This window comes from Bradyrhizobium sp. S3.2.6, assembly GCF_040546885.1.
GTDB lineage: Bacteria > Pseudomonadota > Alphaproteobacteria > Rhizobiales > Xanthobacteraceae > Bradyrhizobium > Bradyrhizobium cytisi.
This window is the reverse complement of record NZ_JBEPOS010000010.1, coordinates 185,266-204,969: the sequence shown is the minus strand read 5'-3', so window position 1 is coordinate 204,969 and position 19,704 is coordinate 185,266. Positions and strand designations below refer to the sequence as shown.

16 protein-coding genes are annotated in these 19,704 nt (G+C 65.4%); 6 read left to right on the top strand and 10 right to left on the bottom strand.

The features are described 5' to 3' along the window. The first annotated feature begins 64 nt into the window (after positions 1-64). Positions 65-2,434 carry a xanthine dehydrogenase family protein molybdopterin-binding subunit gene (locus ABID58_RS19825; RefSeq protein WP_354034036.1) on the top strand — a complete coding sequence of 790 codons (2,370 nt, stop codon included), beginning with the start codon at positions 65-67 and terminating at the stop codon, positions 2,432-2,434. A 159-nt stretch (positions 2,435-2,593) separates the two neighbouring features. On the opposite strand, the gene ABID58_RS19820 is transcribed toward ABID58_RS19825, so the two are convergent. Next, a complete protein-coding gene (locus ABID58_RS19820; RefSeq protein WP_354034034.1) occupies positions 2,594-3,394 on the bottom strand; it encodes a hypothetical protein in 801 nt (266 codons plus the stop codon). A gap of 107 nt (positions 3,395-3,501) precedes the next feature. Here ABID58_RS19820 and ABID58_RS19815 point away from each other — a divergent pair, with 107 nt between their 5' ends. From ABID58_RS19815 to ABID58_RS19805, 3 genes are read left to right on the top strand one after another with little or no spacing between them, the layout of a single operon-like run. Next, complete coding sequence (locus ABID58_RS19815; RefSeq protein ID WP_148749460.1) at positions 3,502-4,005, top strand: YaiI/YqxD family protein; 504 nt, start codon at positions 3,502-3,504, stop codon at positions 4,003-4,005. Positions 4,006-4,007: 2 nt separating this feature from the next. Then, positions 4,008-5,819 (top strand): ABC-F family ATP-binding cassette domain-containing protein, encoded by a 1,812-nt coding sequence (locus ABID58_RS19810; RefSeq protein WP_354034032.1) that lies wholly within the window; start codon positions 4,008-4,010, stop codon positions 5,817-5,819. A 3-nt stretch (positions 5,820-5,822) separates the two neighbouring features. After that, positions 5,823-6,902, top strand: coding sequence for a D-TA family PLP-dependent enzyme (locus ABID58_RS19805; protein WP_354034031.1), 1,080 nt, complete (start codon positions 5,823-5,825; stop codon positions 6,900-6,902). On the opposite strand, the gene ABID58_RS19800 is transcribed toward ABID58_RS19805, so the two are convergent. Continuing rightward, positions 6,899-7,801, bottom strand: coding sequence for a LysR family transcriptional regulator (locus ABID58_RS19800; RefSeq protein WP_354034030.1), 903 nt, complete (start codon positions 7,799-7,801; stop codon positions 6,899-6,901). The genes ABID58_RS19805 and ABID58_RS19800 overlap by 4 nt on opposite strands. 93 nt (positions 7,802-7,894) lie before the next feature. Between ABID58_RS19800 and ABID58_RS19795 the strand changes: the two genes are divergently transcribed. Further along, entirely contained in the window at positions 7,895-9,112 is a 1,218-nt protein-coding gene (locus ABID58_RS19795) for an MFS transporter (protein WP_354034029.1), read from the top strand. Here the strand turns inward: ABID58_RS19795 and ABID58_RS19790 are convergent, their stop codons facing one another. The 8 genes from ABID58_RS19790 to ABID58_RS19755 all read right to left on the bottom strand — a co-directional run bounded on the left by ABID58_RS19790 (position 9,113) and on the right by ABID58_RS19755 (position 18,606). Next, positions 9,113-10,333, bottom strand: a complete 1,221-nt coding sequence (locus tag ABID58_RS19790) for a BaiN/RdsA family NAD(P)/FAD-dependent oxidoreductase (RefSeq protein ID WP_354034095.1) — start codon at positions 10,331-10,333, stop codon at positions 9,113-9,115. Then, positions 10,330-11,247 (bottom strand): SDR family NAD(P)-dependent oxidoreductase, encoded by a 918-nt coding sequence (locus ABID58_RS19785; protein WP_354034027.1) that lies wholly within the window; start codon positions 11,245-11,247, stop codon positions 10,330-10,332. Before ABID58_RS19785 ends, ABID58_RS19790 begins: the two co-directional genes overlap by 4 nt. Before the next feature lie 231 nt (positions 11,248-11,478). After that, complete coding sequence (locus ABID58_RS19780; protein WP_354034025.1) at positions 11,479-11,958, bottom strand: MaoC family dehydratase; 480 nt, start codon at positions 11,956-11,958, stop codon at positions 11,479-11,481. Between the two features lie 160 nt (positions 11,959-12,118). Continuing rightward, a complete protein-coding gene (locus ABID58_RS19775; protein ID WP_354034023.1) occupies positions 12,119-13,834 on the bottom strand; it encodes an AMP-binding protein in 1,716 nt (571 codons plus the stop codon). Then, positions 13,834-14,754, bottom strand: a complete 921-nt coding sequence (mmsB, locus tag ABID58_RS19770) for a 3-hydroxyisobutyrate dehydrogenase (protein WP_354034093.1) — start codon at positions 14,752-14,754, stop codon at positions 13,834-13,836. The genes ABID58_RS19775 and mmsB overlap by 1 nt, the downstream gene beginning before the upstream one ends. Further along, positions 14,751-15,818 carry an enoyl-CoA hydratase/isomerase family protein gene (locus ABID58_RS19765; RefSeq protein ID WP_354034022.1) on the bottom strand — a complete coding sequence of 356 codons (1,068 nt, stop codon included), beginning with the start codon at positions 15,816-15,818 and terminating at the stop codon, positions 14,751-14,753. Before ABID58_RS19765 ends, mmsB begins: the two co-directional genes overlap by 4 nt. Continuing rightward, on the bottom strand, positions 15,815-16,960 hold the full coding sequence (locus ABID58_RS19760; protein WP_354034021.1) for an isobutyryl-CoA dehydrogenase: 1,146 nt from the start codon (positions 16,958-16,960) through the stop codon (positions 15,815-15,817). Before ABID58_RS19760 ends, ABID58_RS19765 begins: the two co-directional genes overlap by 4 nt. 149 nt (positions 16,961-17,109) lie before the next feature. After that, positions 17,110-18,606, bottom strand: a complete 1,497-nt coding sequence (locus ABID58_RS19755; RefSeq protein WP_148749448.1) for a CoA-acylating methylmalonate-semialdehyde dehydrogenase — start codon at positions 18,604-18,606, stop codon at positions 17,110-17,112. Between the two features lie 98 nt (positions 18,607-18,704). Here ABID58_RS19755 and ABID58_RS19750 point away from each other — a divergent pair, with 98 nt between their 5' ends. After that, positions 18,705-19,613: a LysR family transcriptional regulator gene (locus tag ABID58_RS19750; protein WP_354034020.1), complete on the top strand. Its 909-nt coding sequence runs from the start codon at positions 18,705-18,707 to the stop codon at positions 19,611-19,613. Positions 19,614-19,704: the final 91 nt, after the last annotated feature.

The following is a 19,704-nucleotide window of genomic DNA, read 5'->3' as shown; positions in this document are numbered from 1 at the left end:
TTGGGGGTCCGGTCCCTCAAGCGCCCCCCAAAACGCGCAATTGCCGGCTTTTCAGGTCAATTCCATGCAAGAACACACCAAATCGTCTACGCTCGAAAACGCTATTGCACTGCAAAAATACGGTGTCGGGCAGCCTGTCCGCCGCAAGGAGGACGACACGCTGGTGCGCGGCAAGGGCCGCTACACCGACGATTTCAACCTGCCCGGCCAGGCCCATTGCGTGGTCGTCCGCTCGACCCACGCCCACGGCATTCTCCGCGGTATTGGCACCGACGCCGCCAGAGCGATGCCGGGCGTGCTGGGCGTGTGGACCGGCAAGGACCTCGACGCGGCCGGCTATGGCCCCTTCACCTGCGGCCTGCCGCTGAAGAGCCGTGACGGCTCGCCCCTGCTCCAGACCAACCGCCAGCCGCTGGCGACCGACAAGGTCCGCTTCGTCGGAGATCCCGTCGCCTTCGTGGTGGCCGATACGCTGGCCCAGGCGCGCGACGCGGCCGAGGCGGTCGAGCTCGATATCGAGCCGCTGCCGGCCGTGACCGATCCCGAGGAGGCCACCAAGCCCGGCGCGCCGCAACTCTACGACCACATCCCGAACAACGTCGCGCTCGACTATCATTATGGCGACACGGAAAAGGTGAACGCCGCTTTCGCAAGCGCCGCCCATGTCACCAAGGTCGACATCGAGAACACCCGCGTCGCCGTGGTCTCGATGGAACCGCGCGTCGGCCTTGCCTCCTACGACAGGAAGACCGAGCGCTACACCATCCAGATGCCGACGCAGGGCGTCGCCGGCAACCGCGCCAACCTCGCCAAGAACCTGAAGGTGCCGAACGAGAAGGTGCGCATCCTCACCGCCAACGTCGGCGGCTCCTTCGGCATGAAGAACGTCAACTATCCCGAATACATGTGCATCCTGTACGCGGCGAAGGCGCTGGGACGCCCGGTGAAGTGGCTCGACGAGCGCTCCACCAGCTTCCTGTCCGACAGCCATGGCCGCGCGCAAAAGATCCATGCCGAGCTCGCGCTCGACGCCGAGGGGCACTTCCTCGCGGCGAAGCTCTCGGGCTACGGCAATCTCGGCGCCTACATCACCGGGGTTTCACCGAGCCCGCTCTCGCTCAATACCGGCAAGAATTTTTCCAGCGTCTACCGCACGCCGCTGATGAGCATCGACATCAAGACGGTATTGACCAACACCACGCTGATGGGCGCCTATCGCGGCGCCGGCCGGCCCGAGGCCAACTATTACATGGAGCGGCTGATCGACCGCGCCGCCGACGAGATGGGCATCAACCGGCTGACGCTGCGCAAGCGCAACTTCATCAAGCAGAGCCAGATGCCGTTTCCGGCCTCCTCCGGCGTCACCTATGACAGCGGCGACTTCCAGGCGGTCTTCACCAAGGCGCTCGAAATCTCCGACCACGAGAATTTCGCCAGGCGCAAGAAGGAGAGCAAGAAATCCGGCAAGCTGCGCGGCATCGCCGTCGGCTCCTATCTCGAGGTGACGGCGCCGCCGAGCCCCGAGCTCGGCAAGATCGTGTTCGATCCCGATGGCAGCGTGCAGCTCATCACCGGCACACTCGACTACGGCCAGGGCCACGCCACGCCGTTTGCGCAGGTGCTGAGCGCGCAGCTCGGCGTTCCCTTCGAGAGCGTGAAGCTCGTGCAGGGCGACAGCGACATCGTGCACGCCGGCAGCGGCACCGGCGGCTCGCGCTCGATCACCGCGACCGGACAAGCCATCGTGGAGTCCTCGCGCCTCGTGATCGAAAAGGGCAAGCGCGCCGCCGCGCACATGCTGGAAGCGTCGGAGGCCGACATCGAGTTCGCCGATGGTGCTTTCACCATCGCCGGAACCGACCGCAGCATCGACATCATGGAGCTCGCCAAGAAGCTGCATGACGCCAAGGTGCCGGACGGCGTGCCTGACTCACTCGACGTCGATCACACCAGCGAGCCAGTGCCCTCGGCCTTCCCGAACGGCTGCCATGTCGCCGAGGTCGAGGTCGATCCTGACACCGGGGTGGTGCAGATCGTGCGTTACAGCGCGGTGAACGATTTCGGCACGGTGATCAATCCGATGCTGGTCGCGGGCCAGCTCCACGGCGGCGTCGTCCAGGGCATCGGCCAGGCGCTGATGGAGCACGTCCGCTATGACGAGAGCGGCCAGCCGATCACGGGCTCGCTGATGGACTATGCGCTGCCCCGTGCCGAGGATGTGCCGTACATGGAGGTGGGCGATCACCCGGTGCCGGCCACGAGCAATCCGCTCGGCACCAAGGGCTGCGGCGAAGCCGGTTGCGCCGGCAGCCTGTCGACCGTGGTGAACGCGGTGCTCGATGCGCTCTCCGACTACGGCATCAAGCACATCGACATGCCGCTGACGCCGGAGCGTGTCTGGCGCGCGATCCAGGACGCGAAGGGCAAGGCGTAACGGGCACTTCTGCCTCAACAACAATGCTGTCATCGCCCGACTTGATCGGGCGATCCAGCACGCCGAGGCAGTCGTGATTCACGGATGGGCCGCGGCGTACTGGATTCCCCGCCTTCGCGGGGAATGACAGAGAATATGTGGACGCGCTGTGTCCCTTCCCTACGCCGCCGCCTGCTCCCGCGGCTGGTAGATCGCGATGTGCAGACAGTGCGCCAACGGCGTCGTGCCATTGGCGACGACCAGCGCGTCGAGCTCGACGAAGCGGTGGCCCTTCTTCTCGTAATTCGCGGTCACCTTCGCCCGCGCAACGATCTCATCGCCGGCGCGTGCAGCCGACAAGATCTGCATGTGGCTGCCGACATGGATCCACGGACCGAGGGTCGTATTGTCCACCAGCACGCGGTTCATCACGCGCTGGATCAGTCCGGGATGGCCGAGCCCCTCGCGCGCAAAAATCGGATCCGTCTCCCTGACATCGGCGAGATAATCCGTCGCTGCCTGCCCGGCCCAGCGGCGCGGCGTCGTGCCGAGCCATTTGCCGACCTCGAAGATTCCTGGACTGACCGGCTGGCGCTCGACCACCGCGGGCACTTCGACATAGTCCCCCAACGACACAGTCGGCGCCGCCGCAGGCAGCGACGCCGTTCCGGTGGCGCAAAGCTCGGTGCGGCTGAAGACCTCGATCGTGAGCAGGCCGTTGTGCTCGGTCGCATCGACATCGGCGGTCTCGCCGTCATAGACCGGCTTGATGAAGCGCGCCTCGACCAGCCCGCGCGCGAGGAAATCGCGGCCCCAGCGCGCCACCGGCACATGCATCATGTAGGCGAAGACATCGACGCCCGGAACCAGGCCACCGGAAAAGCCGAAGCGGCGCGCCACCGTATCGTCATGCATCTTGTTTTCGGATTGCTTGGCGGTGTTGTAGGCCTCGACGCGGTAGGTTTCGAGCCGGTTCGGCATGGCGGGCTTTTCCCTATGTTTTTGTTCTTTCAGAGCCGATCGTAGGCCTCACGGAACCGGGGTCAATCCCCTCGCCTTTGCGGCGCGAATGGGGTACCACGCGGCGAATGACTGACACCCCCACCCGCATCTATGTCGACGCCGACGCCTGCCCGGTGAAGGACGAAATCTACCGCGTCGCGCTCCGCCACGGCGTGCCCGTGAGCGTAGTCGCCGGCAACTTTATCCGTGTGCCGAACGATCCCCTCATCGAGCGTATCGCCGCCGGCGCGGGCATGGACGCGGCCGACGACTGGATCGCCGAGAGGGCCAAGCCCGGCGACGTCGTCATCACCTCCGACATTCCGCTGGCGAGCCGCTGCGTGAAGGCGGGCGCCGACGTGATCGCGCCGAACGGCAAACCGTTCACGGAGGAATCGATCGGGATGACGCTGGCGGTGCGCAATCTCATGACGGATCTGCGCTCAGCCGGCGAAGTGACCGGCGGCCCGCGCTCGTTCGCGCCGCGCGACCGCTCAACATTCCTCTCGGCGCTCGACCAGACGCTGCGCCGGATCCAGCGCCGGCGCGCCGACCAGGCCGCAATGAGCCAGAATTCGAGTCAAGGCTAGTCATGGCGCCGCCGCTGATCCAACTCAAGGACATCAAGCTGACCTTCGGCGGCACGCCGCTTTTGAGCGGCGTCGAGCTCAATGTCGCGCCATCCGAGCGTGTCTGCCTGATCGGCCGCAACGGCTCCGGCAAGTCTACGTTGCTGAAGATCGCCGCCGGCCTGGTTGAGCCCGACGGCGGCACACGCTTCGTGCAGCCCGGCGCGACGGTTCGCTATTTGCAGCAGGAGCCTGATTTCGGCGACCACAAGACCACGCTCGCTTATGTCGAGGCGGGCCTCGCGCCCGGTGATGATCCATACCAGGCGCGCTACCTGGTCGAACAACTCGGATTGACCGGGAACGAGAGCCCGGCCAACGTCTCCGGTGGCGAGGCCCGCCGCGCGGCGCTCGCGCGGGTGCTGGCGCCCTCGCCCGACATCCTGCTGCTGGACGAGCCGACCAACCATCTCGATCTCGCCACCATCGAATGGCTGGAAAAGGAGCTCGACAGCCGCCGCAGCGCACTGGTGATCATCAGCCACGACCGCCGCTTCCTCAGCAATCTCTCGCGCGCGACGGCATGGCTCGACCGCGGCAGGATCAAGCAGATCGATCGCGGCTTTGCCTCGTTCGAGAGCTGGCGCGACGAGGTGCTGGCGGAAGAAGAGCGCGACCAGCACAAGCTCGACCGCAAGATCGTCGACGAGGAGCACTGGCTGCGCCACGGCGTCTCCGGGCGGCGCAAGCGCAACGTCAAGCGGCTCGGTAATCTGCATGCGCTGCGCGACCAGCGCCGCAACTATCGCGGCACCGCCGGCACCGCGAGTCTCGCCGCGTCGGAGGCGGAGCAATCCGGCAAGCTGGTGATCGAGGCCAAGGGCATCACCAAGGCTTTTGGCAACCGTATCATCGTGGACAATTTCTCCACCCGCATCCAGCGCGGCGACCGGCTCGGCATCATCGGTCCCAACGGCGCCGGCAAGACCACGCTGGTCAATCTCCTCACCGGCGGCGCACAGCCTGATTCCGGCACCGTGCGGCTTGGCGCCAATCTGGAAACGGCCACGCTCGACCAGCACCGCGAAAGCCTCGATCCCAAGTCGACACTGGCCGAGGCGCTGACCGGCGGCCGTGGCGACCAGATCATGGTCGGCGGCAAGCCGAAGCATGTGGTCGGCTACATGAAGGATTTCCTGTTCGCCCAGGAACAGCGCGGCACGCCGGTGGAGGTGCTCTCGGGCGGCGAGCGCGGCCGGCTGATGCTGGCGCGCGCGCTGGCGAAGCCGTCGAACCTGCTGGTGCTGGACGAGCCGACCAACGATCTCGATCTCGAAACGCTCGACGTGCTCGAAGACATGCTCGGCGACTACGATGGCACCGTGATCCTGATCAGCCATGACCGCGATTTCCTCGACCGCGTCGTAACCTCGGTGATCGCGCCCGAGGGCAACGGCAAGTGGACCGAATATGCCGGCGGCTATAGCGACATGCTCACGCAACGCGGCGCCGACCTCAAGCGCGAGACTGCGAAGCCGCAAGCGCCCGCGGAGAAGAAGGAAGAGCGGGCCGCGGCTCCCGCCGCCGCGTCAAAACGGCGGTTGAGCTTCAATGAGAAGCATGCGCTGGAAACGCTGCCGAAGAAGATGGAAAAATTGCAGGCCGATATCGCCAAGCTGCAACGCCTGCTCGACGATCCCAACCTCTATGTCAAGGATCGCAAAAAATTCGACGACACCTCCGCCGCGATCGCCAAGGCGCACGACGAATTGTCCGCCTCCGAAGAGCGCTGGCTTGAACTTGAAATGCTCCGCGAAGAAATCGAACAGGCATAACCCATGACAACTGCTCTTGCCGCAAAACTCGCCCGTGAATACGGTACGCCCTGCGCCGTCATCGACATGGACAAGGTCGAGCGCAACATCGCGCGGATCCAGAAGGCCTGCGACGACGCCGGCATCGCCAACCGTCCCCACATCAAGACGCACAAGAATCCGACCATTGCGAAGATGCAGGTCGCGGCCGGCGCCAAAGGCATCACCTGCCAGAAGATCGGCGAGGCCGAGATCATGGCCAATGCCGGCATCGACGACATCCTGATCAGCTACAATCTGCTGGGCGAGGAAAAGATGGCGCGCCTCGGCGCGCTGAATGCCAAAACCAACATGACGGTCGCCGCCGACAATTCGACCGTCGTTGCCGGCCTCCCCAAGGCTGCAGCAGCCTCGGGCCGTCCGCTCTCGGTCGTCGTCGAATGCGACACGGGCCGCAAGCGCGCGGGCGTCGAGACGCCGGCGGAGGCGATTGCGCTGGCGCGCGAGATCGCGGCGTCCAGGGGGCTGGAGTTTGCCGGCTTCATGCTCTACCCGACCGAGACCGGCTGGGGCGATGCGCAGAAATTCTTCGACGAGGCGCTGGCCGGCGTGCGCGCGCACGGGCTCGATGCCAAGATCGTCTCGACCGGCGGCACGCCGAACCTCAAGAACATCGGCAAGCTCAAGGGCGGCACCGAGCACCGCTTCGGCACCTACATCTACAACGACCGCATGCAGGTCGCCGCCGGCTCCGCCACCTGGGACGATTGCGCCCTGCACGTCTATTCGACGGTGGTGAGCCGCGCCGCACCCGAGCGCGGCATCCTCGACGCCGGCTCGAAGACGCTGACGACCGATACCGGCGGGCTCGACGGCCACGGCCTGATCCTGGAACACCCGGAAGCCAAGATCGCGCGCTTCGCCGAGGAGCACGGCTTCCTCGACCTCTCCCGCAGCAACACACGGCCGAACGTCGGCGACGTCGTCCGCATCGTGCCGAACCACGTCTGCGTCGTGGTCAACATGATGGACGAGGTCGTGATGGTCCGCGGCGAGGAGATCATCGGCACGCTGCCGGTGGCGGCGCGTGGGAAGCTGCGCTAGGCGTGAATTAGAGCTTGTAGCTCCCGATCCAGGCCGTCGCGGAACAGCTTGATTGGGCCGGTCAGACGACCGGCCGGCGGGCGATGCACCAGCCATGCGCGCACGGCGGGATTGAAGTCGCGCGCAGCGACCGGCTTGAGCTTGTCTCGAAACGCGCTGCGCTTCAGCGCAATCGGTGTGACCAGTCCGACGCCCAGACCGCGTGACACCAGCGACAGCCGAAGCTCGCTGTCCAGCGCCTCCACGGCGACGGTGAACGGCAAATGCTCGGCGTCGAAGCGGCGCTTGAGCGTGTCGCGAAATCCGCAGCCGTCCTGGTTGATCACCCATGAGAGCTGCGACAGACGCTCGAGGTCGACAGTGCGCGGGATCTTCATCTCGCGCGCGACGACGAACACCACCGGCTGCGAGCCGAGATCGTCGGCGACGAGATCGGCGGGCGGAACTGCCCCGTCGGGCAGGCAGATCGCAGCGGCATCGAGTTCATTGCGGCTGACCCTCTCGACCTGGTTGGGCGACCAGCCCGAGACGACGCGCACGCTCAGGGCCGGAAATTCGGCACGCACCGCATCGAGCGGCGCGCTGAGTCCGGCCTCGGAGAGAAACGGCGTGAGGCCGAGCCTGAACTCGCCGCGTACTACGCCATCATCAGCGACGCCGGCCTTGAGATCATCCAGCATCCTCAGCAGGCGCCGGCCCTGCTCATAGGCCTCATGACCTGCGGCCGTGGGCTTCAGCGGCTTCGACAGGCGGTCCAACAACTGCGCGCCCAGCATCTCCTCTAGATTCTGGATGCGCCGGGTCACGCCAGGCTGGGTGAGATTGAGGCGCATCGAGGCCGCAACGATCGATCCGGTCTCGACCACAGCAACGAACGCGACGAGGTCATGGGTGTTCATAACGAACTCGCATATTCTTTATAGGCTTAATTGAATTGTAGCATATTGCCAGCCCGCCTTAAAGAGGAACCCGCATCCAGCGCGCGAGGTCCCATGACCATCTCCGAAACCACCAAGCTCGCATCCCGAAACCAACTTGCCGAGCGACCGCTGATCTGGCTCGGCGCCATCACCACCGGCGTGGTCGTCACCAATTTGTTCGCGCCGCAGATTCTCGTAGGACTGATCGGCCGATCCCTGTCCATGACCACCTCGCAGGCAGGCCTCGTCAGCACGCTGACACTGCTCGGCTATGCGCTCGGATTGCTGTTGCTGGTGCCGCTGGTCGATCTGATCGAGAACCGGCGGCTGATCCTGCGCACGCTCGGCTGCGCGATCCTCGCAGCACTCGCAACCGCACTCGCGCCAACGCCCTCGCTGCTCCTGACCGCCACCTTCGTCCTCGGAGCGTCCTGCGCCGCGATCCAGATGATGGTCCCGCTCGTGGCCTCGATGGTGGCGCCCGAGCGCCGCGGCCAGGCCATCGGGGAGGTGATGAGCGGATTGATGATCGGCATCCTGTTGTCCCGGCCCGCGGCGAGCCTGATCGCCGATCTCTGGAGCTGGCGCGCCTATTATCTCGCCTCAGCCATCCTGATGACGTTCCTCGCCGGCGCGCTCGGCCGCTATCTGCCGACGCTGCAACCGGTGGCCCGCGTCGGCTACGGCGAATTGCTCCGCTCGTTCCCAAAATTGCTGCGGGAAGAGCCGGTGCTGCGCGTGCGGACCTGGACTGCCTCCCTGGTCATGGCGTCGTTCACCGCATTCTGGTCCGCGGTCGCGCTGCGCCTGCCGGAAGCACCGTTTGCGCTCGACGCCAAGGGCATAGCTGCTTTCGCACTGATCGGCGTCGCGGGCGCCGCGGCGACGCCGCTTGCAGGCCGCTGGGGCGACAAGGGCTGGGCACGTCCGCTGTTCTTCGCCGCACATCTGGGCATCATCGGCTCGCTCGCGCTCTGCGCCTGGGCCGGTACGATGGAGTCGCGCGTGGCGGCTCTGCTGGTGCTGAGCCTCGGGACGATCCTGCTCGACATTGGCATCACCGCCGACCAGACGCTCGGCCGCCGCGCCGTCAATCTGCTGCGGCCCGAGGCGCGTGGCCGCATCAACGGCCTGTTCGTTGCGCTGTTCTTCATCGGCGGCGGTATCGGCTCAGCGGCGGCCTCGCTGGCCTGGAGTTTTGGCGGCTGGACCGCGGTCTGCGTGGTGGCGGCGAGCTTTGGTGTGCTCGGTTTCCTCACGGATCTCGTGACAAGGACCGGAACGTCATGATCAGGAGGACGCAAGCCATCGCAACACGCCCCTGCCCGCCGCCGCACCGGTCGCAAACGACGCCTGCAGCAGATAGCCGCCGGTCGGCGCCTCCCAATCCAGCATCTCGCCGGCGGCGAACACGCCGGGCAGTTTGCTGAGCATGAAATGCTCGTCGAGCTGATCGAAGGCAATCCCACCCGCGGACGAGATGGCGCGATCGATCGCGGCAACGCCGGTGAGCTGAACCGGGATCGCGTTGACCAGATGCGCGAGCTCTGCCGGCGCAAACGCTGCCAGCGACCGGCCAGACGCAATGGCCGCTTCTTGCATCAACCCGATGCCGACCGGCGACAATTGTGCCGCCTTGCGCAAAAAGTTCGCGAGCGATTGCTTGCCGCGCGTGCCCGACAGCCGCGTGGTCAGCGCGGCGGCGTCAAGATCGGGCCGCAAGGCGATCATCAGTGTCGCCCGCCCGATCCCCAGCACCGCCTCGCGCAGCTCTGCCGACAGCGCGTAGATCGCGCCGCCCTCGATACCGCTGCGGGTGATCATGGCTTCGCCGCGAACCGTGTGCGCGCCGACCGTCAGCGCCACGCCCTTGAGCGGCTGGCCTTCGAACCGATCCCGAAACACGTCGGACCATGCGACCGTGAAACCGGAATTGGCCGGCCTGAGCTTCGAGACGGCAACGCCCCTGGCGGCGAGACAATCGACCCAAGCGCCATCCGAGCCCAGCCGCGGCCAGCTCGCGCCGCCGAGCGCGAGCACGGTTGCGCTCGGGGCGATGGCAAGCGCGCCATCGGCCGTTTGAAATTGGAGCCGGCCCGCCGCGTCCCAGCCCGTCCAGCGATGCCGAAACGCGAATTGCACGCCGGCTGCATCCAGCCGCCGCAGCCAGGCGCGCAGCAAGGGCGAGGCCTTGAACGTTTTTGGAAACACCCGCCCGCTGCTGCCGACGAAGGTCAGCTGCCCGAGTGCCGCGCTCCAGTCGCGCAGCGCATCGGGCGGAAACGCCTCGATTGCCGCGCGCAGATGCGGCATCGCTTCGCGGTAGCGGGCAAGGAAATTCGCCAGCGGCTCGCTGTGGGTGAGATTGAGCCCGCCACGGCCGGCCATCAGGAATTTGCGGCCCGCCGACGGCATGGCGTCGTAGACGGTGATGTGGGCGCCACCTTGCGCCAGCACCTCCGCGGCCATCAGCCCGGCGGGACCGGCACCGATGACGGCAACGTCAGTCAGAGCTTGATCCCCGCTCGTGCCGCGGCCTGCGCCACGTACTTCTGGGTCTGCTCGAACGCACCCGTCAGCGCTTTTGCCTTCGACATGTCGCTGATCTCGGCGAAATGCGCAGCGATCGCGTCGGGGGTCCAGTCGGACTCCGGCAGATTGATGCCCTCGCTCTCAACAATCTTGATCACGGCGAAGGAGCCGGCACCGGCGCCCATGATGGTACGGGTCGGCGCGTCCTCGCTCAGCATATACTCGACGGCGGGCGTGATCGCGTTCGGCTTCATGAGCTGCAGCGCCTGCGGCGGCAGCAGCTCTTCCGTCATGCGGGTGGCCGCGGTCGGCGAGATGATGTTGACGCGGATGTTGGTCTTGCGGCCCTCTTCCGCCAGCACGTTCATCAAGCCGACCATGCCGGACTTGGCCGCGCCGTAATTGGCCTGGCCGAAATTGCCATAGAGGCCGGAGGACGAGGTCGTCAGCACGATGCGGCCGTAATTGCGGTCGCGCATGCCGGCCCAGACCGCTTTGCAGCAATAGAAGGTGCCGACGAGATGCACGTCGAGCACCTTCTGGAAATCGGTCGCTTCCATCTTGCCGAACGACTTGTCGCGCAGGATGCCGGCATTGGCGCACATGATGTCGACGCTGCCCCACTCCTTGGTGGCGCGCTCGACCATGGCGGTGACCTGCTCGAAATTCGAGACGTCGGCGCCGTCGGCCATCGCGGTGCCGCCGGCCTTGCGGATCTCCTCGACGACGGTCTCGGCCGGCGAGAGGGAGCCGCCGCTGCCGTCACGCGCGCCGCCGAAATCATTGACGACGACTTTCGCGCCGCGGCTCGCCAGGCCCAGCGCATGCGCCTTGCCGAGACCATTGCCCGCGCCGGTGACGATGGCGACGCGTCCGTCGAACCTGATTGCCATGAGTGTGCTTCCCTGTGCTTTCTTCCCTTCTCCCCTTTTGGGAGAAGGTGGCGCGAAGCGCCGGATGAGGGGTTGTCTCGGCAGATGAGCGTGTGGAGAGATACCCCTCACCCGGCGTCATCTCGCTCCGCTCGATTTTGTCACCCTCTCCCACAAGGGGAGAGGGTGCACCGAGCGCGATTTAACAGACTTTTGAGCAGCGATGGGTTTCCGGGTCAAGCCCCGGCCGACTTACGCGAAATAGATCAATCCGAGCCAGTCGGCGACCAACGCGGGCTTATCCTCGCCTTCGATCTCCACCGTGACGTTGGTGCGCGACTGCAGTTCATTGGGCTTGCGCAGCTTGGCTTCCGCCAATACGAAACGGCCGCGGATGCGCTTGCCCGAACGCACCGGCGAGATGAAGCGCAGCTTGTCGAAGCCGTAATTGACACCCATCGTAGTGCCGGCGATCACCGGCATCACCTCGTAGGACATGATCGACAGCAGCGACATCGTCAGGAAACCGTGCGCGATGGTGGTGCCGAAGGCGGTTTCCTTCTTGGCACGCTCGGGATCGACGTGGATGAACTGGTGATCCTCGATCACATCGGCATAGGTGTCGATGCGGGGCTGATCGACCAGGTGCCACGAGGACACGCCGATCTCCGTGCCGACCATGGCCTGATAGGCCTCCAGCGTGATCGGCGGCTTCTTCCAGATTTCGTTCATTAGCAACTCCAACTGCTGTCATTCCGGGGCGATGCGACGGGACCGCGTAAGCGCGGCCCGGAGCATCGAGCCCGCAATCCATCACGCGACAGAGCCTGTTGCGAAATGGATTCCGGGCCCGCGCTTCGCGCGCCCGGAATGACGAGCGTAGACTGTTCACTTACGTTTCACTTCTTGTTTTCGGCAACTCCGGAAAATCCTCCTCGCGGAATTCCCGGCCGCGCAGCGGATCGTTGCGATCATCGTCGCGTTCGAGCCGTCGTAGCTGCACGCGGCGGATTTTGCCAGAGATTGTCTTCGGCAGCTCGCTGACGATTTCGAGGCGGCGGATGCGCTTGAATGGCGCAAGCCTCGTGTGCAGGTGCCTGAAGATGGAGAGTGCCGTCTCCGGCGTTCGCTCGGCGCCCGATGTCAGCAGCACGAAGGCCTTGGGGATCGCGAGCCGGATCGGATCGGGGCTGGGCACCACAGCGGCTTCGGCAACCAGCTCGTGCTCGAGCAGCACGCTCTCCAGCTCGAACGGGCTGATGCGATAGTCCGAAGATTTGAACACGTCGTCGGAGCGGCCGACGAAGGTGAGATAGCCATCCTCGTCTTCGAATACGACGTCGCCGCTGCGATAGAGCTCGCCTTCGGCACCCGAGAGCTTACCGTCGTCGCCCTGATAGCCCTGCATCAGGCCAGCCGGACGGTCAGTGCCGAGCAGCAGCGCCACCTCGCCTTCTCTCGCCGGATGGCCGTCGGCATCGCTGACCTGCACGCGAAAGCCCGGCAGCGGCCGGCCCATCGAGCCGACCTTGATCTTCTGCCCCGGCGAGTTGCCGGCGAGCGCCGCGGTCTCGGTCTGGCCGTAGCCGTCGCGGATGGTGAGGCCCCAGGCTGCCTGGACCTGGTCGATCACTTCCGGATTGAGCGGCTCCCCGGCGCCGCAGACTTCGCGCAAGCTCACCTTGAACGACGCCAGGTTCTCCTGGATGAACAGCCGCCACACCGTCGGCGGCGCGCACAGCGTGGTAACGCCGCAACGACCAATGGTGGCGAGCAGACCTTTGGCATCGAAGCGCGGCTGGTTGACCACGAACACGGTCGCACCCGCATTCCACGGCGCGAAGAAGCAACTCCAGGCATGCTTGGCCCAGCCGGGCGAGGAGATGTTGAGATGGATATCGCCGGGCTTCAGCCCGATCCAGTACATGGTCGAGAGATGCCCGACGGGATAGCTGCGCTGACTGTGCCGCACCAGCTTTGGTTTTGCAGTCGTGCCCGAGGTGAAATAGAGCAGCATCGGGTCGTTGGCCTTGGTCGGACCGTCAGCGGCAAAACTTTCCGGCGCTTTCGTTGCCTCATCATAGGCGAGCCAGCCGTCGGAGGCCGCGCCGACCACGATGCGCACGATGTTCTCGGCGTCGAGGCTTGTGAATTTCGCGACCTGGTCTTCGGCCGCCACCACCGCCTTGGCCTTGCCGCGATCGAGCCGGTCGCGCAGCTCATCCGCGGTAAGCAACGTGGTCGCGGGAATGACGACGACGCCGAGCTTCATCGCGGCGAGCATCGTCTCCCAGAGCGGGACTACATTGCCGAGGAGAAGCAGAAGATGATCGCCACGCTTCAGGCCCTGCGCGCGGAGAAAGTTGGCGACCTGATTGGAGCGCTTCGAGAGCGCCGCGAAAGACAGTTTGGTCTGCTTGTCCTGCGCGGCATCGACGATCCAGAGCGCGGGTCTGTCCTTGGCTTCCGCATCTTTCGCCAGCTCGTCGAACCAGTCGAGCGCCCAGTTGAAAGCAACCGGATCGGGCCAGCGGAAATCCCTGACTGCTGTCTCGTAATCCGTGCGGTTGTGCAGCAGAAACGCGCGCGCTTCCTGAAATGTCGTCATTAAGCTTTCCCGGTCAGCCCCCTAACGTGCTTGATAATTCCGGAAAAATCCACCCCGCCCTGCCCCGCCTTGTCGAAGGCCTGGTAAATCTCCTGCGCGTGCTGGCCGAGCGGCGTTGCGGCGCCCGCAGCCTTCGCAGCGTCCTGCGCCAGGGTCAGGTCCTTGACCATCAGCGCCGAGGCAAAGCCCGGCTTGTAGTCGTTGTTGGCGGGCGAGGTCGGCACCGGACCCGGCACCGGGCAATAGGTCGTGAGCGACCAGCACTGACCCGACGAGGTCGAGGCGACGTCGAACAGCGCCTGATGCGAGAGCCCGAGCTTCTCAGCCAACACAAAGGCCTCGCTGACCGCGATCATGGAAATGCCGAGGATCATGTTGTTGCAGATCTTTGCCGCCTGGCCGGCGCCGCTGCCGCCGCAATGCACGATCTTCTTGCCCATCTTCTCCAGCACCGGCTTTGCCGCCGCGAACGCGCCCTCCTCGCCGCCACACATGAAGGTGAGCGTGGCGCCCTTGGCACCGCCGGTGCCGCCGGAGACCGGCGCATCGACCGAGAGCACGCCATGCCTAGCCGCGAGCGCATGCGCCTGACGCGCGCTTTCGACGTCGATGGTGGAGCTGTCGATGATCAGCGCGCCCTTGGCCATGGCGGGCACCACCTCGTTCCAGACGCCGAGCACATGCTTGCCGGCCGGCAGCATGGTGACGACGACGTCAGCGCCCTTCACCGAACTCGCAGCGCTTTCGCCGATGCTGGCGCCGTCGGCCTTGGCCTGATTGCGCGAGGCCTCGGCGAGATCGAAGGCCACCACCTTGTGGCCGGCCTTGACCAGATTGGCGGCCATCGGGCCGCCCATGTTGCCGAGACCGATGAATGCGATCGTGGCCATCTTCGTTTCCTCCGCTTGTAACGTTGTCAGTTGAACTTCAGCTCGTCGGCGCCGATCTCCGCGAAATACCGCGCGAGCATTTGCGGCGTCACATCCTCGATCCGCGGCGGCGACCAGCTCGGATTGCGGTCCTTGTCGATCACGGCCGCGCGCACGCCTTCGCGGAAATCGTCGCTGCGGAAGACCTCCAGCGCGGCGCGATATTCGCGCACCAGGCACTGTTCCAGGCTCGACGCGCTGCGCGCCAGCCGCAAGAGTTTTAGGGTCACCACCATGCCGCGCGGCGATTTTTCGTTGAGCGTCTTGAGCGTCGCCAGCGCGAACTCGGAGCCGTCGCGCTTGAGCGCCGCGAAGATGTCTTCCATACGGTCGAAACCGAATAACGCGTCGATGATCGGTTCTTTTGCGGCCACCGGCCCTGAGGTTTCGCCGGTTGCAACTCCGTTGATGAGCTTGGTGACATCAGCCGCAGTCACGCCCTCACGAACCTTCGTCAGCGCCGCGCGCAGCTCAGGCCATTTCGCCGCAGGCACCACGGCATCCGCAAATTTTGCATGGATCGCGTCGGGTCCGTTCATGGTCTGGCCGGTCAGGCCGAAATAAGTGCCGATCTCACCCGGCGAGCGCGACAGCAGCCAGGTGCCGCCGACATCCGGGAAGAAGCCGAGCCCGACCTCGGGCATCGCCAATTTGGTACGATCGGTGACGATTCGATGGCTGGCATGACCGGACAGGCCGACGCCGCCGCCCATCACGAGGCCGTCCATGAAGGCGACATACGGCTTCGGATATTTCGCGATCCGCGCATTCATGACGTATTCCTGGCGCCAGAACCGCGCGCCGAGGTCGCCGCCTTCGCGCGAGCTCTCCCAGAGGCCACGGATGTCGCCGCCGGCGCACAGGCCACGTTCGCCGGCGCCTTCCAGGATGATCACGGCGACCTCCGGATCGACCTCGAACTTGTCGAGCGCCGCATCGATACCTTCAGACATCTCCAGCGTCATGGCGTTGATCGCCTTGGGGCGGTTGAGCCGGATCACGCCCGCCGCGCCCTCGCGGCGAACGATCAGGTCGCCCTCTTCCACCGAACTCATCGCGCGCCCTCGATCAGTTTGCGCGCCACGATGAGCCGCATGATTTCGTTAGTGCCTTCGAGGATCTGGTGCACGCGCAGATCGCGCACGATCTTCTCGATACCGTATTCGCTCAAGTACCCGTAGCCGCCGTGAAGCTGGAGCGCGTGGTTGGCGACCTCGAAGCCGACATCGGTGCCGAAGCGTTTTGCCATCGCGCACAGCATGGTCGCGTCGGGGTCTTTGCGGTCGAGCGCGGCAGCAGCACGCCACAGGAAGGTGCGAGCCGCTTCCAGTTCGATCGCCATGTCAGCGAGCTTGAACTGCAGCGCCTGGAATTCGTCAAGGCGTTTGCCGAACGCCTTGCGCTCTTTCATGTAGCTGCGCGCCTTGTCGAGCGCGGTCTGCGCGCCGCCGAGCGAGCAAGCCGTGATATTGAGGCGGCCGCCATCGAGGCCGGCCATCGCGATCCTGAAGCCGACGCCCTCCTCGCCGAGCCGGTTGGCAACAGGAACGCGGGCGTTCTCGAAAATCACGGCGCGGGTCGGCTGCGCGTTCCAGCCCATTTTGCGCTCATTGGCGCCGAACGAGACGCCCGGCGTCTTGCCGTCGATAACGAGGGTCGAGATGCCGCCGGGGCCATCGCCACCGGTCCTGACCATCACGACCAGGAGATCGGTGCCGCCGGCGCCGGAGATGAACTGCTTCTGGCCGTTGAGCACATAGTGATCGCCGTCGCGCACCGCGCGGGTGCGCAACGCGGCCGCATCCGAGCCGGCGCCCGGCTCGGTCAGGCAGTAGCTCGCGATCAGCTCCATGGTGCAGAGCTTCGGCAGCCATGTGTGGCGCTGGGTGTCGTTGCCGTAGGCATCGATCATCCAGCTTGCCATGTTGTGGATAGAGATGAAGGCCGAGGTGGTCGGGCAGCCCGTCGCCAGCGCCTCGAAGATCAGCGCCGCGTCGAACCGCGTCATGGCGGAACCGCCGACATCCTCGCGGATATAGATGCCGCCCATGCCGAGGGTGGCCGCCTCGCGCATCACCTCGACGGGGAAATGCTTCTCCTCGTCCCAGCGCAGCGCGTGCGGCGCGATCTTTTCCGCCGCAAACGCCAACGCCATATCGCGAACCGCGACCTGATCCTCGTCCAGAGCGAACTGCATGCTGGGTTGCTCATTTTTCTCTCGTCATTGCGAGCGAAGCGAAGCAATCCAGACCGCCTCCGCGGAAAGATGCTGGATTGCTTCGTCGCACCAGCGCAAAATTGCTTCGCAATTTTGTCGCGGGCTCCTCGCAATGACGGCCGAGGAGATTACTTCATCAGCGGGATCGAGAACTCCGCACCTTCCTTGACGCCGGACGGCCAGCGCGAGGTCACCGTCTTGGTCTTGGTGTAGAAGCGGATCGAGTCCGGGCCGTGCTGGTTGAGATCGCCGAAGCCCGACTTCTTCCAGCCGCCGAAGGTGTAATAGGCGATCGGCACCGGGATCGGCACGTTGATGCCGACCATGCCGACATTGACCTTGGCCGCGAAGTCGCGCGCGGCGTCACCGTCGCGGGTGAAGATGGCGACGCCGTTGCCGTAGTCATGGTCGGACGGCAGCGCCAGCGCTTCCTTGTAGTCGTGCGCGCGCACGACCGAGAGCACGGGGCCAAAGATCTCTTCCTTGTAGATCCGCATGTCCTTGGTGACGTTGTCGAACAGCGAACCGCCGAGATAGAAGCCCTTCTCGTAGCCCTGCATCTTGAAGCCGCGGCCGTCGACGGCGAGCGTCGCGCCTTCCTTGATGCCGATATCGATGTAGCTCTTGACCTTCTCGACCGCCTCGCGCGTGACCAGCGGACCGTAATCGGCGGACGGATCGATCGAGGTGCCGATCTTCAAGGACTCGACGCGCGGGATCAGCTTTTCCATGAGGCGGTCCGCGGTGGTCTTGCCGACGGGCACGGCGACCGAAACCGCCATGCAGCGCTCGCCGGCCGAGCCGTAACCCGCGCCGATCAGAGCGTCGACGGCCTGATCCATGTCGGCATCCGGCATGATGACGGCGTGGTTCTTGGCACCGCCGAAGCATTGGCAGCGCTTGCCGGTCTGGGCGGCGCGCTCATAGATATATTGCGCGATCGGCGTGGAGCCGACGAAGCCGACGGCCTTGATATCGGGATCGTCGAGGATGGCGTCGACGGCTTCCTTGTCGCCGTTGACGACGTTGAGGATGCCGGCCGGCAGGCCCGCCTCGATCATCAGCTCGGCAAGCATCATCGGCACGCCGGGATCGCGCTCGGACGGCTTGAGGATGAACGCGTTGCCGCAGGCGATCGCGGGCGCGAATTTCCACATCGGGATCATCGCCGGGAAGTTGAACGGCGTGATGCCGGCGACGACGCCGAGCGGCTGGCGCAGCGAATAGATGTCGATGCCGGGGCCGGCGCCTTCAGTGTACTCGCCCTTCATCAGATGAGGGATGCCGCAGGCGAACTCGGCGACTTCAAGGCCGCGCTGGATGTCGCCCTTGGCGTCGGGCACGGTCTTGCCGTGCTCGCGCGCGAGCAACTCGGCGAGCTTGTCGTAGTCGCGCTGCACCAGCTCGACGAATTTCGTCATGACGCGGGCGCGCCGCTGCGGGTTGGTCGCGGCCCACTCGGGCTGTGCTGCGCGCGCGTTCTCGACCGCGGCGCGGACTTCGGCCTTGGACGCCAGTGCGACCTTGGCCTGGACATCACCGGTCATCGGCTCGAAAACGTCGGCGGTGCGGCCCGAGGTGCCCTTGACCTCCTTGCCACCGATGAAATGTCCGACTGCGCGCATGGAATGAACTCCTTCAGGCCTGATCCGCTTTGACAAATCCTATCGACCTGCATTTTATAGGATTCAAGTCTGAGATAATGCACCATAGATGTGCGAAAATGCTGGATCAAGGTCACATCGACTGGGACGACTTCCGCTTCGTGCTGGCCATCGTGCGGGGCGGCTCGGTGTCGGCTGCGGCAAAACAGCTCGGCGTCGACCATGCCACGGTGATCCGCCGTGTGGACCGGCTGGAAAAGCACCTCTCAGCCAAGCTGTTCGACCGGCGCAAGACCGGCTACCTCCTCACCGAGGCCGGCCAGCGCGTCGCCGACAGCGCCGAGGCGATGGAATCCACCATCGTCGCCAACCAGGAGCAGGTCGGCGGCTCCGTGGCACGACTGACCGGGACGGTGCGGATCGGCGCGCCTGACGGGTTCGGCACCGCCTTCCTGGCACCGCGGCTGGCGCCCTTCGCCGACCGCTATCCTGATCTCGATCTGCAACTTGTAGCCACCGCGCGGCTGTTCAGTCTCTCCAAGCGCGAGGCCGATATCGCGATCAGCCTGACCATGCCGAAGGAAGGCCGCATCGTCGGCCGCAAGCTGCTCGATTATCGCCTCGGGCTCTATGCCTCACCGGCGTATCTCGACCGTTTCCCGAAGATCGCCTCGCGCGAGGTGCTGCCGCAGCACCGCTTCGTCGGCTACATCGACGAGCTGCTGTTCACGCCCGAGCTCGATTATCTGCCGCAGGTGTCGCCGCGCATCTCCGCGCGCTTCCGCAGCGCCAATCTGATCGCGCAGCTCAACGCCACGCTATCAGGCTTCGGCATCGCGGTGCTGCCGCATTTTATGGCGAGCGACTATCCGCAGCTTGTCGCGGTGCTGCCGGAGGAGGTTTCGATCACGCGCACGTTCTGGATGCTGATGCACGCCGACAGCAAGGATCTCGCGCGGATCAGGGCGGTGGCGGATTACATCGGCGAGATCGTGGAGCGCGAGCGGGCGTTGTTTGCGGGGCGGTAGACGCGGCTCCCGTAGGGTGCGGCAAAGCGAAGCGTGCCCACCATTGCCAAACGCGAACGCGGAGAGATGGTGGGCACGGCGCAAGAGCGCC

What these genes read in the sequence shown, in the direction of transcription:
- ABID58_RS19825 (WP_354034036.1), top strand. Translation starts at nt 65, where the DNA reads ATGCAAGAACACACCAAATCGTCTACGCTCGAAAACGCTATTGCACTG.
- ABID58_RS19765 (WP_354034022.1), bottom strand. Translation starts at nt 15,818, where the DNA reads ATGAGTTCGGTGGAAGAGGGCGACCTGATCGTTCGCCGCGAGGGCGCG.
- ABID58_RS19780 (WP_354034025.1), bottom strand. Translation starts at nt 11,958, where the DNA reads ATGAACGAAATCTGGAAGAAGCCGCCGATCACGCTGGAGGCCTATCAG.
- ABID58_RS19810 (WP_354034032.1), top strand. Translation starts at nt 4,008, where the DNA reads ATGGCGCCGCCGCTGATCCAACTCAAGGACATCAAGCTGACCTTCGGC.
- ABID58_RS19785 (WP_354034027.1), bottom strand. Translation starts at nt 11,247, where the DNA reads ATGGCAATCAGGTTCGACGGACGCGTCGCCATCGTCACCGGCGCGGGC.
- ABID58_RS19775 (WP_354034023.1), bottom strand. Translation starts at nt 13,834, where the DNA reads ATGACGACATTTCAGGAAGCGCGCGCGTTTCTGCTGCACAACCGCACG.
- ABID58_RS19750 (WP_354034020.1), top strand. Translation starts at nt 18,705, where the DNA reads ATGCTGGATCAAGGTCACATCGACTGGGACGACTTCCGCTTCGTGCTG.
- ABID58_RS19815 (WP_148749460.1), top strand. Translation starts at nt 3,502, where the DNA reads ATGACTGACACCCCCACCCGCATCTATGTCGACGCCGACGCCTGCCCG.
- ABID58_RS19795 (WP_354034029.1), top strand. Translation starts at nt 7,895, where the DNA reads ATGACCATCTCCGAAACCACCAAGCTCGCATCCCGAAACCAACTTGCC.
- ABID58_RS19820 (WP_354034034.1), bottom strand. Translation starts at nt 3,394, where the DNA reads ATGCCGAACCGGCTCGAAACCTACCGCGTCGAGGCCTACAACACCGCC.
- ABID58_RS19755 (WP_148749448.1), bottom strand. Translation starts at nt 18,606, where the DNA reads ATGCGCGCAGTCGGACATTTCATCGGTGGCAAGGAGGTCAAGGGCACC.
- ABID58_RS19800 (WP_354034030.1), bottom strand. Translation starts at nt 7,801, where the DNA reads ATGAACACCCATGACCTCGTCGCGTTCGTTGCTGTGGTCGAGACCGGA.
- ABID58_RS19760 (WP_354034021.1), bottom strand. Translation starts at nt 16,960, where the DNA reads ATGCAGTTCGCTCTGGACGAGGATCAGGTCGCGGTTCGCGATATGGCG.
- ABID58_RS19805 (WP_354034031.1), top strand. Translation starts at nt 5,823, where the DNA reads ATGACAACTGCTCTTGCCGCAAAACTCGCCCGTGAATACGGTACGCCC.